Origin of the sequence: Promicromonospora umidemergens (assembly GCF_024171995.1) — a bacterium.
Taxonomy (GTDB): domain Bacteria; phylum Actinomycetota; class Actinomycetes; order Actinomycetales; family Cellulomonadaceae; genus Promicromonospora; species Promicromonospora umidemergens.
This window is the reverse complement of record NZ_JAMTCT010000008.1, coordinates 188,986-207,215: the sequence shown is the minus strand read 5'-3', so window position 1 is coordinate 207,215 and position 18,230 is coordinate 188,986. Positions and strand designations below refer to the sequence as shown.

The window sequence follows — 18,230 nt, the reverse complement described above, 5'->3', positions numbered from 1 at the left end:
CTGATGCATACCGACCGAGGCACGCAATACACGTCTGACGAATACGCCAGACATGCTCAGAAGCTCGGCATCACCCGGTCCGTGGGACGCACCGGGATCTGCTACGACAATGCGTGGGCCGAGTCGTTCAACGGCACCTTGAAGAACGAGCGTGTTTACCGCACTGAGTATCCAACTCGCGATCACGCGTGTTTTGACATTACCCGCTACATCGAACTACGCTACAACACCAGAAGGCTCCACTCCACGCTCGGTTACCGTACACCGAACGAAGTCGAAGAAGCCTGGCATACGGCGAATATCGCGGCGTAAGAATCATCGGAATCAACTGTCCGAAATTCTTAGGGCCCCTCAAAGTTCCGGCGGCAACGATGGAAGCTGGGGAACGGTGTCGACAGGCACGTCTACCGTCCACCACCAGCGAGATTCCTGCAACGAACTCTTCGAGCGCTCGGTGCGCACGTCATTCACCATCGGGGAATTCATGACCGACCTTTCCGATGCCAGTAGTCACAAGAAGGCGATGACGATCTCAGGATCGCCCGGCAGCAGCTGGCATGCGAGTGCGTAGCCGGCGTCGATATCCTCGTCATCAAGCACATTGTTCTTGAGCATGACCGTGTTGCCAGACTGGACCTTGCATTCGCAGGTCAGACATTCGCCCTGCCGGCAGGAGCTCGGGGCGGCGATACCCGCGGCGTCCAGAGCCTCGATCAATGGCATGTCAGCCGGCCAGCGCACCCTGGTCTGCTCCCCATTCAGGTGAACGACTGCCACCGACGGGGAGTCGAGCTCCGGCATGGCTTCGGAGTCTGGTCGTGGCCCCGGACCGAACGACTCGGTTCGGATGGCGTCCCGGGAGCGTCCTGCCGCCACCAGGGAATCGACCACCATCCTGGTGTAGTCGGCCGGTCCGCACACGTACGAGATGGCCTCCACGTCACGGCCGGTCGCGCGCTGGATCTCCTCTGCTTCGACGCGACCGGCTTCGTTCGTGAGGCGGACGTCGGGGTCGAACCGGTCCGCGTACCTTTCCCGGAGTCGAGCGATCTCGCCGATAAATGTGGCCTCGTCACGCGTGCGGCTCGAGTAGTGCAGCTTGACCCGTCGCGAGGTGCTTGTCAGCGCGTACTTGCACAAGGCGATGATGGGTGTGATTCCCACCCCGGCGGCGTACAGGTGAACCGTCAGGTCCGAGGGGTCCAGGGTGAACCTGCCCGCCGGCGGATGGGTCTGCAGGACCATACCGACTTCGGCCAGCTCATAGAGCCAGTTCGACCCGACCCCACCCGCGGCGCGTTTCACGGTGAAGGCGAGCTTGCGGTCCGAGATCGGGCAGGTGGAGATGGAGTAGGTGCGCATGATCGGCTCGGCGCCCGCGACCGGCAGGCGGAGGGTCAGAAACTGCCCGGCGTCGTAAACAATGCCTCGGCCAGCTTCGGCAGGTTCGAGCGTGAATGTCCGGACGTGGCGGCTCTCATCCACAATATCTGTGATGCGTACGGTGATCAGTGCTTCGTCTTGCCGACTCATGTCGTCACCTCTGCTCGCCGATACCCGTGCGGTGCTGAACAACGCTGCGACTATTTCTTCGCCGCCATCTCCGGTGGATTGAGAAGGTCCCCTCGGTAGTCGTCCGGGAACCGCCGTACTGCCCAGCTTTCACGTGCCGCTTGTTCGCGATCAGCAGTGAAATGCACCCGGTAGGCGGGCACGGCCAGGGCTGTCGTCAGTACGGCGATGAGAACGAGGATCGAGAAGAGCTGCGTCTCGATCACACCGAGCGCCAGGCCGATGTTGATGAAAATGAGGATCATGAGGCCACGAGCGTTCATCAGCCCGCCCATGGCGATCGACTCACCCCAGCTCCAGCGAAAAGCCCGCAGCACGGACAGAGACGCAATGGCCTTCGACGCGAACGCCGCGACGAACACGACAGCAAAGGCCAGCAGATAGTCCGCGTTGAACGCGCTGGTCAGATCGGTATTCAGCCCGGAGAACGCGAAGAAAGTGGGTAGGAACAAACACCGGACAACCTGCATCACTCTGCCATTGAGCAGCTCGGAGAACCCGCGCACCTTTGGCAGCGCCATCCCGCAGATGAACCCGCCGAACACGGAGTAGATACCGATGTAGTCGGTGAACCACCCTGCCGCGAGCACAAGGGCGAGCAGCGTCACGAGCAAGCGGTCGTCGATCTGCCCCGCATGCACCGCACGTTGCATCGGCTTCCGGAAGATCCTCGGCAGCAGAACGAAGGCAGCCACCGCGAAAACTGCGGCTGGCACGATCGTTCTCCACGAACCTAGCCAGTTTCCGTGGACGGCGAGGGCGCCTACCACAGCGAGGATGCACCACGCCATGGCATCGTCGACGGCCGCCGCACGGGTGGCCACGCCCCCGAAGTCGGTCTGCATCATGCGCCGTTCCTGCAAGACCCTGGCCAGCATCGGGAACGCGGTAACCGACAGCGCTCCACCGACAAAGAGCACGAACAGTGGCAGGTCCACACCCTCCGGCCGGAAGTCGCCCTCCAGATAGAGAGCAGCGGCGCCACCAGCCAGCAGTGGAAACACCAGGCCCGCGACCGCCAGCACGATCGGCAGGACCGCATCCTTGCGTGAGCTCGGATGATGCTCGTGCTCCAAGCCCACGAGGAACATGTAGAGGCTCAGGCCCACCATGGCGATCACGTACAGCGTTGGCTTCGTGCTCTCTGAGAAGACGTAACCGCTGAAACCTGGCGCTAGAGCGCCGAGGACGGTGGGGCCAAGAAGGATGCCGGAAACCATTTCTCCGACCACCGCGGGTTGCCCGACTCGGGTCGCGACCCTGCCACATACCTGGGCCGCGACGATGATGATGAACAGAGCGGCAGTGACCGCCAGCAGTGTTTGCATATTCGAGTCATGCATTTTTGATCAGGCCCCCGACTGGTTCGATGTACCGACTGAGCCCCGACTGCCCGAGCGTGAGAGCCTCGTGCAACGGACGCAGCCAGCTCTCGTCGCTCACCCGCCCCTCAGCAAGCGCATCGAAGAACTGATCCTGGTTGTCTTGCAACGCCGTGACATAGGGAATCCGATATTCCTCGAACTCCCTGATCTCCGTCGGCGATCCAGTACGCAGCAAGTTGCTGATGGCAGGGGCCAGCGCCGCAGCGTTCTGCACGGCGATGTTGAAACCCTGGCCGCCGAGGTTGTGCATGGCGTGCGCCGCGTCACCGAGCAGCAGCAGTCCGTCGCGGTACCAGCAGTCGCACCGCACGGTGCTGGACCGGAGACTGGTGGAGAACAGAGGAGTCGTGTCCTGAGCGACCTCGAGCCCTGCAGCGCGCACTCGATCGATCACCTGCGGCCGCAGCCTGACCTCTGCGGGGTTGGGCTCGCGCCCGTCGGGTTGCATGTCGAAAAGCAGGGTGTTCGGGCCCACCCCGTTGTCGACGACGGTCGTTGCCGCGCGGTCACCGACCACCATGCTTATCGCAGGAGGTCCGGGCCGCCGAGTGGACACCGCGAGAACATCGACGTGCCCCGGGAAAAGATGGCGCACGACCCCGATGCCGCTGGTCGACCGCAGCGGGGAGTCTCGCCCCTCCGCGGCGACGAGAAGCGACGCACGCATCCGACGCCGGGCGCCGTCGGCACCCACCGTCATCAGCGTCCACATGCCCGCGTGTCGCTCGGCGTCAGCGACAGTCGTGCCGTACCGGATGTGTCCGTTGACGAGCTCGTCGAACACGGGTAGCGCCGCGTCTGCCAGAGTGGCCAGCCCGATGTTGTACGGCGTGTACACGGCATCCCGGTCCACGGCACGGTGCCGCACGTCGAACCGGCCGACACGCCGGCCGTGCCGGTACTCTTCCAGCCATTCGACCCTTCCCGACATGGCGTCCTCCGGCAGCCGCATGCCGCAGCGCTCAAGGACGACATGCGTCGCCGGGTGGACCAGCACGCCCTGCGGGTTCCTGGCCGACGCATCGGATCGCTCGATCACCACGACACGCAGATCCGGCGTCTGACGAGCGAGCTGGGTAGCCAGCACGAGCGACGGGACTCCGCCCCCGACTATCGCCACGTCGACCGTGTCCATCTCGCGTGCCGAGGACACGCCGGCGGTCACCTCGCACCCATCGGCTCGGCGGCAGCAGTGCGTTCCGCCAGTTCGAGCTCCGGGTAGGCGGGGCAACCGTAGTGGACCTCGAACGGCTCGAACAGATCCCAGCGCCGCTCTGATCGCAGCTCAGTGGCGAACGCGTTGGCTTGTCCCCAGAAGTCACCGCCCAGCAGCAGCGACACAGACTTGTCGTCCACCGTGTCTGGCAGCTCGGACTTGAACCTGCCCATGTCGAACTCGTAGTCGTAGAACCCCTGCACGAGCCTGAAGTAGGTGTCGTACCCGGTCTTGTAGAGACTCGTGAACCGGGCGGTGCTGTCCTCGATCGTGCTACGGCCGTCGAGAACTGCCGCCGCCTCGATGCTGGCCTGCATTCCCGTGGTCATCGCCAGGTAGACGCCGCCGGAAAAAACCGGGTCGACGAACGCGGCGGCGTCGCCCACCATGAACCACCGGTTACCGACTACCTGGTCGGCGTAGTAGCAGAAGTCGGACTCCTGGCGTGCGGGGCCCTGCGGCTTTGCCGTGCCGAGCCGCTCCACGATGCGCGGTATGCGAGAGATATGGTCCGACAGGAGCTCCTCACGGTCGGCAGCTGCACGCATCGTCGGCTTGCGCATGACCGCACCGACGCTGAGCGTCCCAGCGGAGTTCGGGATGGCCCACACCCATCCCTCCGCGTGGTTCCCGATCTGGACGTCACCGGACCAGCCAGGATTGGTCTCCTCCCGCACACCCGCGTAATGGCGGTAGACAGCGACCATCTTCAACCGCTGCACCGGCTTGCGCAGGCCCAGCTTGCCAGAGATGACCCCCGCGCGGCCGCTGGCATCGATCAGCACCGAGGCCTGCACCTCGACGGGCTCACCGTCGGCCTCGGTGTACCGGATCCGATGCGGCGCGTCGTCGTCGCTCAGGTCGATGTCGGTGACTTCCGCCTGCAACGTCACCGTGGCTCCTGCCTCGACCGCGGAGTCCAGCAGAACCTGGTCGAAACGGGACCGCTCCACCTGAAAAGTCGTGTGGAACCGGCCCGGGCCCTGGTCAGTGAAACACACCCGGTGAAACTGGCCCTCGGTGTTGGTGAACTCGGCTCCGGACTTCACCGGATGGCCCTGCTGCCGCATCCGCTCCAGCAGCCCGAGCTGGTTCAGCAGGCCGCTCATGTACGGAAGCAGGGACTCACCGATGTGAAAGCGAGGAAACGGGTCCTTCTCCACGATCAGGACGCGCAGGCCCAGCTGGGCTGCCTGGCGCGCCGCGGTGGAGCCGGCAGGGCCGGCCCCGATGACGACGAGGTCGTAGTCCGAGTGGTTCTGAGTCATTTTCTGCTCCTGGTCGTTGAGTAGTCAGTCAGGCCAAGTAGCGGGACGGGCCGAGCAGCCCTGCCGGGTCAAGGACTTCCTTGAGGTGGGCGGCGATGACGGCGTTGAGGTCCGGGTCTGGCAGGACATCCGAGCGGCGGTGGGACGTGTCCAGCCGGTACGGCGGATAGCCCGCCGTCGTGAGATCGCGGTACAACAGCTCAAGGGCTTGGTGAGCCGAACCCGTCGCATCGGCGGACGTACGGTCGAAGCGGATCGCGATCACCAGGTCGACCACGTCGTACCCGAGCACGTTGACCGTCGTACCCACCTGGACGCCGTGCTCAGCGGGGATGCTCTGCACCACGGCGCGGGCCCGCCGCAGATCCCGGACCGTGAACGGCACGAACGGCAACACGAAGATCCAGCCGCGCCCGAGCTCGTCAGCCTCATGGGTGGGTGCTCCCAGCGATGCCTGCACGATCGACTCGCTCCGCGACACGTCCCCCCGGTACAGATCCGCGACCGCGACGGCCAGCGGGTCCTCGGCGAGCTGCGCATCCGAAAGGATCCCGGCGCCGATCGCCGCAAGGCGATTGGTCACCTCGGACCGCTTGGCTGCCACGACCGCGGCGCTTCCGTCCACGCACACGTGGCCGGTGATCGTCGGGAGCCCTCCGTACAGATCCGAGGAATCGGAGTCATAGACCTTGACGACAGCGTCCGTCAGCCGATCTCGGACCACGCCCCGGAGGGTCTCGATCAGCTCGTCGTAGCCCGACTCGGGGACCGTGAACGTCAGTACGGTCGTCACCTCCGGCGTCGGCAGCAGCCGCACCACGCCGGCAGTCGCGATCCCGAGGGTGGACTGAGGAAAGAGCTGAACCGACGACGGACCTAGCCCGTACCGGTTCGGCGCCAGACCTGAGGCGGGCGGCCACCAGCCGACAGACCCGACCTCGCCCGCGGCGGTCACCACTTCCAGTCCGAACAGGTCCTCGGTCCGCTGGCTGCGCAGCCCGACGCCGCGGTCCATCATGTTGCCCACGACCGAGGTGTACGGCGACGACGCGGTGCAGTTGAGGAACCGCCCCGATCCCGCCAGCGCCGCACACAGCTGCTGCTGCGTGACACCGGCTTCCACGACCGCGAAGCCGCGCTCGACGTCCACTGTCCGGATCTCGCTCAACCCCGACAGATTCAGAAGCGTCTGGTCGGGAACCGGACCGGAGGCGGATCCGAGCCCCCAGTTGAAGCCGCTGCTCACTACCCGCAGAGTGCCCCCGCCACGCACCTCACCATGGCTGCGAACGATCATCTTCACGTCGTCGACGGACGAAGGGCGCAAAATCTCGGCAGGCTCTGCTGCCGCGAGCTCACTAACGTTGATTCGGTTGTGGGACGTTGGTGCAAGCGCCACTTTCTCCCTCTCCCCAACTCTGGCTGATCGCGACGTAGCTGAGTTCATCCGAGTAGCTGCCGTCTCGGTTGCTGAGCCTGCTCTTCCGAACGGACTCACCGTGGTAGCCGGCACGCTCAGCCACGGCCACCGATGGTCTGTTCATCGACTTGATACCCATTTCGATCCGCTGGATCCCAGCCCGCTCAAAAGCCCAGCGAGTAAATCCCCGGACCGCGCGGGACGAAATTCCGCAACCGCGATGGGCCCGGACCGTCACGTAGCCGACGTCGAGCACGCCCGGAGGTACGACCCGGCGAACCGAAACCTTCGCCAAGACGGGACCCGACGGCGACGTCCGCGCGATGAGCATCGACGAGGTACCCACCCGCCAGTGGTAGTACGCAGCGTCAAGAGCCAGCGCCAGCTCCTCGCGACTCATCGGTTCGAAGATCGAATACTCCCGAACGCCCGGGTCCAGCTCACTGGCCAGCAGGTCATCCAGGTCGTCCGGTCGGGGGTGGGTCAGCACGAGCCCATCAGCCCGAATGCCACCGGACGGGATGTCGGGCAGCCACCACGACGCCGCTGTGGGAACCGCATCATCCCGGGAGAAGACCAAGGGAGATGGAGGCTCAGGCCGCAAAGCCCGAGCTACCGGATCGAGAACGAATCCATGACGGATCAGTGTGTCTATCGCGGCGTGATCACAGGGATCGGCCTCCACCGCGATACGAGTCGGGCCAGCCTCCCACTCCGCCACTGACAGAGGTAGGTCCGCAAGCTGGACGCTCTCCCGGGTGGCGGACGCCGACCCAACTCTCACGGTTGCTACCGGATGGATCGAATAGGTCCCGGTGACCTGTTGTGCGCGCACATCTGAGGGCACGCTGGTGCCTTGCATCAAAGACCTCCATCGGGTGGCCGCGACTCACGTCACGAAGCCATCAACGGAACACGGCGGCCATCGAGACGCCATGAGCAGTGCCTTCTCGCATCGAGCGGTCCCCAGGCTGCCTGAGACGTTCGCACAGGTCAAGCCATTATTCGACATTCGTAGATGATCGAACATGGTTGACATGAGCAGGCCTGCGCCCCATCCTCGACGGCCCCCGACACACCCTGTCTCGGCCTCTTGCGGCAGACCGAACCGCAGCAGCACGCCGTTATCGTGCCGTTATCTCTCACAGCGAAATCCCCTCCGCTTCCCCCGAGCCCCAAGACTCCATATGCTCCGGGCAAGGAAAGTTCGTCCCGCTCGTGAGGAGAGTTGCGATGAGAACTACCCGAAATCCCCGGTCGTCGCGTGCACGACGCAGCAAGGAACCCAGTCCGCACCCTGCGTTGCCCCAGTCCTACGCATCGATGATCGAGCGCACACCGGCGCTGGACGACGCACAGCTCGAGTCGCTTCTCGAGCGAGCGGTCGCCGGAACGGACGCCGCACGCACTCTTGATGCCACAGCAGTCTCTCCCAGCTTTCGTATACAGCTCGAAGCGCGAGTCAAGGACGGGCAATACGCGAAGGAGCGTCTTGTCCTCGCCCACCTCCGCCTCGTCCCCGCCGTCGTCAACGCCTACTCCGGTCGCCTGCCGTTCATGGACCTCGTGCAGGAAGGCAACGTCGGCCTGGTGCGCGCAGCGGACTCGTACGACCCCGCGCACGGCACGTTCGCCGCCTATGCCACCCGCTGGGTACGCCGCTCCATCGTCCGCGCGGTCGCGGCAGCCGAGCACGCCGAGTCGGCGAGCCAGAGCGGCCCCACCCCCGAGCAGACGATGCTGCGCCGCCGCGTCCGCCAGGCCCTCCGGCACCTCGACGCCGTGGAGGCCCGGGTCCTGGAGATGCGCTTCGGGCTCCTGGACGGCACCACGCGCACCCTCGACGAGATCGGCCGCCGCCTCGGCGTGACCAAGGAGCGCGTGGCTCAGATCCTCGAGCGGGCACTGGCCCGGCTGCGCGACGTCGTCAGCCCGGCTCCCCTCACCGCGTGACCGCCGGCTGGGCACCCGACGGCCCAGCCGGCGTCAGCCTCCACCGTTGTCGGCCGAGTCTGCGGTTCCGCTTCGGGCGAGTGCCTCGTTCCTCGGCCCTCACCCTGCGCTTCACCTCAGCCTCAGCCGATCGACCACCTCGTCCAGCGCCGCGTGGTAAGCCCACGACGACTGGTACCCGGAGTGGGTCGCCACGGCGAAGAGATAGGCCGACCGGTCCATCTCCTCCGCCCCGCGATCCACCTCGTTCACCCCGTAGCCCGCCACCGGGAAGCCCAGGAAGTCGGTGCGCCGCCACAGGTTCACCCACGCGGGCTTCGCACCGCAGGTCAGCAGTGACATCAGCGTGACCTGTACCCCCGAGCCGGGCTCGGGGCGCTCCGGCGTCAACGGCGCCGCCGGAGCCGCCCCGGGTCCGGGACCACCCCTCGCCTGCCCACCCCACGGGTCCGCCGACCAGCCGGGACCGGTACAGGGCGGCGTGCCGGTCGTCGTCGGGCCAAGAAGGTCCGGGAAGAACCGGCCGAAGAACGGCCGCAGCTGCACACCGTAGGTCAGCAGGCCGAGGCGGCCGTCGGCGACGTCCGGCACGGGGTTGCCTGCCCGGATCAGGACCACCGCAGCAGCCAGCACACCGCCCATCGAGTGCGCCGACAGCACCACGCGCCGGGTGGGAGCCACGCGTTCGCGCTCGGCGTCGTCGGCGATGTCGGCGCCGGTGAGCCAGGCGTCGACCCGCGAGCGCACCTCCGGCACCACCCGCTCGGCGTAGCTCGGCGGGCCGAAGGGGTGGGCGCTGCGCGGCAGGAAGCACAGCAGGTCCCACAGCAGGCCCCACGGCCGGGACGGGCCGCCGCCCGCGCCACCGGCCAGGGCGCTGGCCACCAGGGTCACCGCGAGCACGCCGAGGGCCGGCACGGCGAGCCCGGACAGCCACGGCGGCACCTGGAGGGTGCCGGTGTCACTGTGCTGGGCGATCAGCGGGATGTGCGCGACCAGCGCTGCGACGTAGGCGGCGGCCGCCAGGGCACCGACGGCGAGCTCCGCGCGGTGCGACATCGCGGCGACCTGCCTGCCGCGCAGCACCCGCTCCAGCACGGGGTTGGGGCCGCCGTCGGGATCGGGGGCGTCCGCCACCGCACGCCAGGCCGGCACCGCCGGGCCGTAGGGCGGCCCGAAGGTGCGTGGCGCGGCGGGGATCCACAGCCCGCGAGAGCGGGCCACGTCCATGACGTAGGGCCCGGCCAGCGCCACGCCCAGCAGCACGACGAACACGAGCGCGATCACCACGGATGCCGTGCCGAACTCGGTGTAGACCGGCGGGACGCGCACGAGCTCGGCGTCGGGCACGCTGCGGGCGACGCCGACCAGGCCGTCTCCGAGAGAGATCGGCGCGATGCTCTCCCCGTTGCGCAGGAACCACTGCACCCCGAGCACCAGCAGGCTCGAGTACACGGCCGCCGCAGCGGCGGACACCAGCAGGAACACGCCCGGTCCGGCGCCGTTCCAGCCCTCGTGGGCCCTACGGCGCAGCAGCATCGCAGCCAGCACCACCACGGCAGGGCTCAGGACGGCGAGCACCGTCACCGCGACGAGGAGGAGCCGCAGCGGGGCGTCCGGCTGGGTCACCAGCACCACCGCCACGCAGACGGTGGCGACGACGGGCACGGCCGTCCAGGCCGCGACGGCGCGGGTGCTGCGCGTGGTGCGCCAGGCCAGGCCGGTCGCCGCGATGCCGAACAGGCCCACGCCGAGCAGCGCCGGCACGAGGTCGAGGCCGATCAGCGCGGGCATGTCCTGCGGCGGTGGCCCGGCGAGGCAGGCGTAGCAGGCCAGCAGCCAGACGAGCAGGCCGGCCGCGAACACCCCGAGCCCCGCGCGGCCCTTCCAGCGGGGCGTGACGGCCTGGACGCCGTCGTCGTCGGTGCGCAGGGCGGCGAACGCGCACGCGCTCACGATCACGACCAGCCCGGCCAGGGGCAGACCCGGCGTCGGGAGGCCGGGGTCCGCGTCGCGGGTCCAGGTGAGGAACTGGCCCGTCAGGCCGAGAGCGGCGCCCAGGTGCGCCCACAGCAGGCCCGAGCCGGACCGCTGCGACCAGAAGCCTGCCCGGTGCAGCGGCGGGCCCGACGGCGCCACCGTGCGCCCGGCGCGCATCACGGAGAACTTGGACTCGAACCGGACCTGTCCGCTGTGCGCCACCGCCACCAGGATCGCGACCAGCAACACCGGGGCGAGGGACAGGAGCGCGAGCCGGTCGCCGACGTCCAGCCGCGCGAGGCCGTACAGCATCTCGGGGATGCGCGCGCAGACGGGGACCACGGAGTCGGGGCCCGCCGTGGCCAGGCCTATGCAGCGCGTGCCGATCACGGACAGCGAGACCGTCGCCACCGCCGACACGAGCAGGAGGGTGAGGCCCAGCGCGAACACCCGCGTCAGGGCGGCGGTCGCCTCTGGCCGCAGGCTGCCCGACGGCGGACGGTGGGCGGCCGGCTCCGGCGCCGGGATGCGGCGGGCCCAGTACGCGGCGTTCGCCAGGCCGAACGGGACCATCGCCGCCCACAGGAGGCGCACCGCGAGCCGCCCGACGACGCCCAGCAGCCCGCCGAACGGGAGGCCGCCGACCCGGGCCATCGCGCCCCATGAGTACGCCTCGCGGCGTACGTCGGGCCGGATCGCGTGGACGTGTCCCGGCGGCAGCGCCTTGTCCCGCGCCTCGACGTGCGGACTCGGGGTCCAGAAGCTGCCCAGGCCGTCGCCGTCGGACCGGACCACCTCGCCGCGCGCCAGGTCGAGCGTGCCGTGCGGTGGGGTGTTCGCGATGCCGTGGATCCGCAGCTCGAGAATGCTGGGCTGGGCGCTGTCCATAGCGCCCAAAAGTAGAGCCAGGCAGGGGCGACACGCGCGCCGCCACGCGCGGCCCGGTCAGATCCTGCGTGAATCCCGCACGGCCGTGCGTTCCGACCCAGCCAGGGCCTTTCGCCGGAATTGCGCCGATGTTAACGTTAATATCGCGATGTCCGCATCGCTCAGTTCACCGCCCTGCTACGTGCAACGACGCACGAGATAGGTAGCCGCCATGAACGCACCGCACCGCACTGCTCCGCCTGCCGGGCGGTCCGCCGCCCGGCAGACCGCCGCCCGGCGGCCCGTCCACCGAATCGTGGTCGGCCTGCTGGCCGCCCTGGTCCTCCTGCCGATCACCGCACTGACCACCGCCGCCCCTGCCACCGCCGCCACCAGCCAGTTCCGCGGCATGAACTGGGCGGTGCTCGGCGACAACTTCAGCACCGGACCGCTCGTCCTCGACGGCCTCAGCAGCTCCGACAGCTACACAGAAGTGCAGGCGAAGGCCGACGCCGTGTACGACGACATGGAGGCGACGCTCGGCGTCAACACCGTGCGCCTGCCGGTCAACACGCACACGGTCGGCACCGCCTGGTGGAACAGCTACCGCGCCACGATCGACGCCGCGACCGCCCGGGGGTTCAAGGTGGTCCTGGCCTACTGGGAGGACGGCGCGGCGTCCGGCGGCCGCATCACCGACCACGCCGCGTGGAACACGATGTGGTCCACCGTGACGTCCCAGTACGGGTCGAACGACCTCGTGTACTTCGAGCCGATGAACGAACCGCACGGCTACAGCTCCACCCAGTGGCGCGACCTCGCCGCCGACTGGCTCGACCGCCACTACTCGGCCCCGCCCGCCCGCGTCCTGGTCGGCGGCGTCGGCTACAGCGCCGACCTGCGGGACGTCTGCAACGACAGCCGGTTCGACGGGACGCTGCTGTCGTACCACCACTACGCCTTCTTCTACGGGGAGAACACCTACGAGGGCTGGCGCGACCACGTCATCGCCCGCCTGGGCAGCTGCGCCTCGCGCGCGGTGATGACGGAGTTCGGCGGCGCCATGAACAGCGGCCTCGACTATGGCGATCCCGACAGCTCCGCGAACTTCGTCCGCCACATCCGCGCGGTCACCGACGTCATGCGCGAGAACCGGATGGGCGGCACGTACTGGCCGGCGATCGGCGGCAAGCCGGGCAACATCGGCTACGACGGCTACTCGATGTACATCAAGGGCGGCAGCGGCACCGATCTCTCGCTCACGATCCGCAACGAGTCCGGCGCGAACCGGCTCCGCTGGGCCTGGGGCGACGACGTCGACCCCGACGCAGGCAACGGCGGCGGTGCCACCGTCACCGACATCGTCAACCAGGGCTCCGCCAAGTGCGTGGACGTGGTGAGCGCGTCGACCGCCGACGCCGCCGAGATCGTCCAGTACACCTGCTCCGGCGCGACCAACCAGCAGTGGGCCCTGCAGGACCTCGGCAACGGGTACCACCAGCTCGTCGCCCAGCACTCGGGCAAGTGCCTCGACGTCAACAACGCCGCGACGACCGACGGCGCGGCGGTCATCCAGTACACCTGCGGCAGCGGCACCAACCAGCAGTGGCAGCTGCGCGGCGTGAGCGGCGGCTACGTCGAGATCGTGGCGCGGCACTCGGGCAAGTGCCTCGACGTGCCTGCCTCGTCGACGGCGAACAGCACCCGGCTGAAGCAGTACCCGTGCAACGGCGGCGCCAACCAGCGCTGGACCCTGTGACCGTCCCCCGCTGAGTGACGACCTGACGTCGTGCTCCGGGGCGCCGGTGCCCCGGAGCACGACCCGGCCTCCCACGGGTCACGGGGTGAGCGTCGCCGCCAGCACCGCCGCGGCCAGCAGCAGGTCGTAGACGACGCAGGTCTCCGCGTACCAACGCCACACGACCGCGTCCGCCCGGTGGTGGAACACGTCCCAGACGCCGTGCCCCACGAGCCCGGCCACGAGCACGTAGGCCCCGGTGTCCTGCCCCACGAGGGCACCGGCCAGCAGGCTGATGCCCGCGAACACCGCGAGCCCCGCCGCCTGCAGCACCACCATCGAGCGTCCCCGGATGCGGCTCCTGAGCACCCCCACCACCGGGTACACCAGGGCCATCGCCAGGATCAGCCACGCCGGCAGGTCGCCTGTGCCGCCCGCGATCGTGCCCGCGAGCAGCGTCAGCCCGAGCAGCACGGGCCACCGACGTCGCAGCCACGCGAGGTCGAAGCCGTGGACGTGCTCCGTGTACTCGGCCCGCCGCAGGAGCATCGCACCAGCCATCGCCGGGACCATCAGCACGTGACCCCAGAGCATCAGGTCGCCCGCGCTGACGGCACCGGCCCAGAACAGCACCAGCAGCGCCGCGAACGGCGCCGCCATCGCCGCGTTCATCTCCCGGATCGCCGCCCAGCCGTGCCGCCGCACCCGCATCCACACGGTCATCGCGGCCACCATGTCCAGCACCATGACCACCGCGGCGACGTCGGGCCGGGCCAGCACGGCCTCGATCCCGATCGCCGAACCCGCCCAGTCCCACGCCGGTGCCAGGAGCAGCATCCCGAGCACCATCACGACGACCATCTCGGCCAGGTGCGCGAGGAACCGCAGCGCCTTCCGCCCCGGCGTCACGGGTGGGGCCGTGCGGGTCGCAGGGTGGATCGCAGAGTGGGTCACTGGGTCGGTCGCCGTCGCCGTCGTGACAGTTGTCGCCGTCGTTGCCGTCGTCTCCGTCATGTCTCCGTCTCCCTCGGTCCGGGCGGCGTTCCTCGCCGCTCTGGTCTCCACGCTGTCCGACGGCGACCAGCGTCAGTAGTGCCGGACCGCACCCGGGCGCGAGCACATGTCACCAGCTCGCATGACAGATGTCATCAGCGCTCGGCAGGCCGCCCGGACCGGCGTCGGCGCTGGCAGGATGACGTCATGAGCACCGCACGGACCGTCGCCGACGACGGCGGCAGCGATGGCGGCAACGGCCTCGCGAGCTTCCGCCGCAACATCTGGTGGGGCCTCGCGGGGACCGTCGCGTGCGTGCTGGGCTTCGCCGTCGGCGACTGGGTGCTGGACCCCGCCGTCCCCGCCGGGCTGCGTGCCCTCACGGGCCTGTCGACGGCGGCGACCATCGTGACGTGCGGCGTCCTGCTGGGCCGGCGGATCCGGGACGAGGCGCCGTCGACCGGCTGGCTCGTGACCGCCTCCTGCGTCACGGGGGTCGCCGCAGCGGTACCGCTCGCCCTCGGCAACTTCGGGATCTGGTCGATCGCCCCGGCGGCCATGCTCTCGGTCCTGGTCATGTTCCTGCCCGCACGCCGGGCGTGGGCGGTGCTGGGCGCCGCGCTGCTCGTCCTGCCGACGGTGGGCCTGATCACGGCGCTGGCCATGGGCGAGCCCGACGTGGGGCACGCCGTGTGGATGCCCGCCCTGATGGTGCTGGCGTTCGGCCCGGCCATGCTCGGCATGCTCCGCGGCTGGCAGGTCGCGGCCCGCCTCGACGACGCCCGGCGGCTCGCCGGACAGCTCGCCGTGGCCGACGAGCGCCTCCGGTTCGCCGCCGACCTGCACGACATCCAGGGGCACCACCTCCAGGTGATCGCCCTGAAGAGCGAGCTCGCGGCGCGGCTGGCGGAGGCCGACCCGGCGCGGGCGGCCGAGCAGATACGCGAGGTGCAGCACCTCGCCGGGGACGCCCTGCGCGAGACCCGCGCCCTGGTGCAGGGCTACCGGCGTACCACCCTCGACGCCGAGATCGCCAACGCGTCGAAGGTCCTGGCGGCGGCCGGCGTCGAGGTCCTGGCCGACGTCGACACCGGCCTGGCCGCAGCCCTCCCCGAGGCGCCGCGCAGCCTCCTCGGCCTGGTGGTACGCGAGGCCACCACCAACCTGCTGCGGCACAGCCGCGCCACCCGCGCGGCGATCGTCCTGCTGCCCGACGGTACCGGGGCCCGCCTCCTGATCGACAACGACGGCGCACGTCCGGCCCGGCCAGATGAAGAGGCACGTCCGGGCGGCCGGCCCGCCGGGGCCGGCGACGGCACAGGGCTCGTATCCCTCGCGGAGCGGCTCGACGCCGTCGGCGGACACCTGTCGTGGACCGGCGACGGCGACCGGTTCGTGGTCACGGCTACGGTGGCCGGATGATCCGCCTGCTGCTGGCCGACGACGAGGAGCTGCTGCGCGGAGCCCTCTGCTCGCTCCTGGACCTCGAGGACGACCTGCGGGTCGTGGCCCAGGCGGCCACCACGACCGACGCCGTGCGGCTCGCCGGACAGCACCGGCCGGACGTCGCGGTGCTCGACCTGGAGATGCCGCCCACCGACGGGCTGCACGCGGCCGCGCAGATCCTGGCCCGGACCGACGGCACGCCGCCCCGCGTCATCATCGTCACGAGGCACGCCCGGCCCGCCGTCCTGCGCCGGGCCCTCGCCGCCGGCGTCAGCGGGTTCGTGCCCAAGTCGACGCCGGCGGCGCGGCTGGCACAGATCGTGCGCGACGTCGCCGTCGGGCACCGGTACGTGGACCCGGAGATCGCCGCGTCGGCACTGACGGAGAACGAGTGCCCGCTGTCGGACCGTGAGCTGGAGGTGCTGGGCGCGGCCCGCGCGGGCGCCCCCGTCTCGGACATCGCGGCCACTGTGCACCTCGCACCGGGGACCGTGCGCAACTACCTGTCGTCCGCGATGGCCAAGCTCGGGGTCGCCACCCGCCACGCGGCTGCGCACCGGGCGTGGGAAGAGGGCTGGATCTGATGAGGGCCGACCACTACGACGGCTTCGCCGACAGCTACGCGGCGGAGAACGCCTCGAGCCTGCTCAACACGTACTACGACAAGCCCGCCATGCTCCGGCTCGCCGGCGAACGAGCGGTGCTGACCTTCTGGCACCGGCCCTTGCACGCGATGCGGGATTCCGCGTCCGTGTCCTGAGCGAACCGCCGCGCACGACGAACGCCGCAGAACGCATCCCGAACGACGCGGAACGGACATGCGACGGCCGCCCGGCACGGTGTGCTGTTCCGGTGGGTGCCAGGTCCGGTGAATCTCGTTCGGCTCCGGTTGGTACTTGTCGCCTGAGCCGAACAGTTCAGCCTGGCCGGACTACGCGGGGCTGAGCCGAACGGAATTCACCGGACCTGGCACCCACGCCCCAGATCTAACCTGCCCCCGGCGGCCACAGCGACGGCGGCAGCCGCGACGCCGTCGGCCGGCCCATCACCGCACCCGCCTAGCCGTCGCGCGCCTCCCGGTCGCCGTCGACGTAGTATCAGCGGCCGTCCTCGCGCACGAAGCGGCTGGTCTCGTGCAGGCTGCCGCGCACGCCGGAGGCCGGGTAGCGGTAGAAGGCGGTGAACTCGACGACGCCGGCGGTGTCGAACGGCCCGCCGCGCTCCGTGCGGTGGATGTCCAGGCGGCGCCATTGCTCGTCACCGGCCTCGACGGCGGGCGGCCGGGTCTGCGGGGCCCACGTCGCCAGCAGGTAGTCGGCGTCCCCGGTCGCGAACGCGGAGTACCGCGAGCGCATCAGCGCCTCGGCGGTCGGAGCCGTCGCGGCGCCGGAGTGATAACGCCCGCAGCAGGCGCCGTAGGTGTCGCCGGAGAGGCAGGGGCAGCGTTCGTCGTCGTGCACGGGACGATCCTCGCACCCGCCCGGAGTCGCGGGCGCACCGGCCTGCCGCCCGGCTACGCGAACGTCTCGTGCCCGAGCACCGCGAGCAGGCGGATCTTCTCCTCCGCCTCGCTCCCCGGCTCCGGCGTCAGCACCACGAGCGCCTGCGACTGGTCCTCGGTGAACAGCGCCTGGCAGGCCACGTCGATGCGCCCGAGCTCGGGGTGGACCAGCGTCTTGTGGTCCTCGAACCGGCGGGACACCTCGTGCAGCTCCCACACCCGCACGAACTCGGGGCTCTCCCGCAGCAGGACGCGCAGGATCTCGTCGGCGACCGAGCCCGGACCGGCAGCCGAGTGCGCCGCGCGCAAGGAGGCGACCTGGCTGCGGCCGTGCCGTTCGTGGTCCTCCGGCGGGTACACGTCGCGCGACGCCGGATCCATGAACCACCGGTACGCCGAGCTGCGGCCGAGACCGGTGGCCGGCGGCACGCCGAAGATCGCCTCGGCCTGCCGGTTCTGCACCAGCATCTCCCCCAGGCCCGACAGGATCAGGGCCGGCGACTCCTCGAGCCGGTCCAGCACGCGCAGCAGCGCGGGGGCCACGTGGGAGTCCAGCGGTGTGCGCCGCGGCACGCCGTGCCCGGCGAGCCGGAACAGGTAGTCGCGTTCCTCGACGGTCAGGCGCAGCGCGCGGGAGAGCGCGGCGAGCATCTGCTCGGACGGCTGTGGCCCGCGCTGCTGCTCGAGCCGCGCGTAGTAGTCCACGGACATCCCGGTCAGGGCCGCGACCTCCTCGCGGCGCAGCCCCGGTGCCCGACGCCGCGGACCCGGCACCAGGCCGACGTCGGCGGGGCGCAGGGCTTCGCGGCGTCTGCGGAGGAAGTCGGCGAGGGCTGCGCGGTTCATACGCCCATGGTGCGCCGTGCCTGCGGTGGGTGCCAGGGATCGCCG

At 69.6% G+C, this 18,230-nt stretch carries 16 protein-coding genes; 6 read left to right on the top strand and 10 right to left on the bottom strand.

Annotated elements, in window-relative coordinates:
- Nucleotides 1–312, top strand: a 312-nt coding sequence (locus APR04_RS15325; RefSeq protein WP_253871639.1) for an integrase core domain-containing protein, incomplete at its 5' end; no start/stop codon positions are given.
- A 198-nt stretch (nt 313–510) separates the two neighbouring features.
- On the opposite strand, the gene APR04_RS15320 is transcribed toward APR04_RS15325, so the two are convergent.
- From APR04_RS15320 to APR04_RS15295, 6 genes are read right to left on the bottom strand one after another with little or no spacing between them, the layout of a single operon-like run.
- On the bottom strand, nt 511–1,533 hold the full coding sequence (locus tag APR04_RS15320; protein ID WP_253871637.1) for an iron-sulfur cluster-binding domain-containing protein: 1,023 nt from the start codon (nt 1,531–1,533) through the stop codon (nt 511–513).
- Nucleotides 1,534–1,583: 50 nt separating this feature from the next.
- Nucleotides 1,584–2,900, bottom strand: coding sequence for a cation:proton antiporter (locus tag APR04_RS15315; protein WP_253871635.1), 1,317 nt, complete (start codon nt 2,898–2,900; stop codon nt 1,584–1,586).
- Nucleotides 2,901–2,907: 7 nt separating this feature from the next.
- Nucleotides 2,908–4,110 carry an FAD-dependent oxidoreductase gene (locus tag APR04_RS15310; RefSeq protein WP_253871633.1) on the bottom strand — a complete coding sequence of 401 codons (1,203 nt, stop codon included), beginning with the start codon at nt 4,108–4,110 and terminating at the stop codon, nt 2,908–2,910.
- 8 nt (nt 4,111–4,118) lie between these two features.
- Nucleotides 4,119–5,441 carry an NAD(P)/FAD-dependent oxidoreductase gene (locus APR04_RS15305; protein WP_253871631.1) on the bottom strand — a complete coding sequence of 441 codons (1,323 nt, stop codon included), beginning with the start codon at nt 5,439–5,441 and terminating at the stop codon, nt 4,119–4,121.
- Between the two features lie 28 nt (nt 5,442–5,469).
- A complete protein-coding gene (locus tag APR04_RS15300) occupies nt 5,470–6,888 on the bottom strand; it encodes an FAD-binding oxidoreductase (RefSeq protein ID WP_301312527.1) in 1,419 nt (472 codons plus the stop codon).
- Nucleotides 6,800–7,723, bottom strand: coding sequence for a GNAT family N-acetyltransferase (locus tag APR04_RS15295; protein WP_253871630.1), 924 nt, complete (start codon nt 7,721–7,723; stop codon nt 6,800–6,802). Before APR04_RS15295 ends, APR04_RS15300 begins: the two co-directional genes overlap by 89 nt.
- Nucleotides 7,724–8,184: 461 nt before the next feature.
- On the opposite strand from APR04_RS15295, the gene APR04_RS15290 reads away from it, so the two are divergent.
- A complete protein-coding gene (locus APR04_RS15290) occupies nt 8,185–8,814 on the top strand; it encodes a sigma-70 family RNA polymerase sigma factor (RefSeq protein WP_253871629.1) in 630 nt (209 codons plus the stop codon).
- A gap of 111 nt (nt 8,815–8,925) precedes the next feature.
- Here APR04_RS15290 and APR04_RS15285 read toward each other — a convergent pair whose 3' ends face one another.
- The gene (locus APR04_RS15285; RefSeq protein ID WP_253871628.1) at nt 8,926–11,682 is read right to left on the bottom strand and encodes a hypothetical protein; all 2,757 of its coding nucleotides are present in this window, start codon (nt 11,680–11,682) and stop codon (nt 8,926–8,928) included.
- Between the two features lie 211 nt (nt 11,683–11,893).
- Between APR04_RS15285 and APR04_RS15280 the strand changes: the two genes are divergently transcribed.
- The gene (locus APR04_RS15280) at nt 11,894–13,420 is read left to right on the top strand and encodes an RICIN domain-containing protein (protein WP_253871627.1); all 1,527 of its coding nucleotides are present in this window, start codon (nt 11,894–11,896) and stop codon (nt 13,418–13,420) included.
- Between the two features lie 78 nt (nt 13,421–13,498).
- Here APR04_RS15280 and APR04_RS15275 read toward each other — a convergent pair whose 3' ends face one another.
- Complete coding sequence (locus APR04_RS15275) at nt 13,499–14,413, bottom strand: hypothetical protein (protein ID WP_253871626.1); 915 nt, start codon at nt 14,411–14,413, stop codon at nt 13,499–13,501.
- Between the two features lie 186 nt (nt 14,414–14,599).
- Between APR04_RS15275 and APR04_RS15270 the strand changes: the two genes are divergently transcribed.
- The 3 genes from APR04_RS15270 to APR04_RS15260 are packed head-to-tail and all read left to right on the top strand — an operon-like array spanning nt 14,600 to nt 16,598.
- A complete protein-coding gene (locus APR04_RS15270; RefSeq protein WP_253871625.1) occupies nt 14,600–15,814 on the top strand; it encodes a sensor histidine kinase in 1,215 nt (404 codons plus the stop codon).
- Nucleotides 15,811–16,422: a response regulator transcription factor gene (locus APR04_RS15265; RefSeq protein WP_253871623.1), complete on the top strand. Its 612-nt coding sequence runs from the start codon at nt 15,811–15,813 to the stop codon at nt 16,420–16,422. The genes APR04_RS15270 and APR04_RS15265 overlap by 4 nt, the downstream gene beginning before the upstream one ends.
- On the top strand, nt 16,422–16,598 hold the full coding sequence (locus APR04_RS15260; protein ID WP_253871621.1) for a hypothetical protein: 177 nt from the start codon (nt 16,422–16,424) through the stop codon (nt 16,596–16,598). The genes APR04_RS15265 and APR04_RS15260 overlap by 1 nt, the downstream gene beginning before the upstream one ends.
- A 337-nt stretch (nt 16,599–16,935) precedes the next feature.
- Here APR04_RS15260 and APR04_RS15255 read toward each other — a convergent pair whose 3' ends face one another.
- Together APR04_RS15255 and APR04_RS15250 are read right to left on the bottom strand one after the other, a co-directional pair.
- On the bottom strand, nt 16,936–17,298 hold the full coding sequence (locus APR04_RS15255; protein ID WP_253871620.1) for a YchJ family protein: 363 nt from the start codon (nt 17,296–17,298) through the stop codon (nt 16,936–16,938).
- Nucleotides 17,299–17,351: 53 nt separating this feature from the next.
- Nucleotides 17,352–18,185 (bottom strand): helix-turn-helix transcriptional regulator, encoded by an 834-nt coding sequence (locus APR04_RS15250; protein ID WP_253871619.1) that lies wholly within the window; start codon nt 18,183–18,185, stop codon nt 17,352–17,354.
- Nucleotides 18,186–18,230 lie beyond the last annotated feature (45 nt).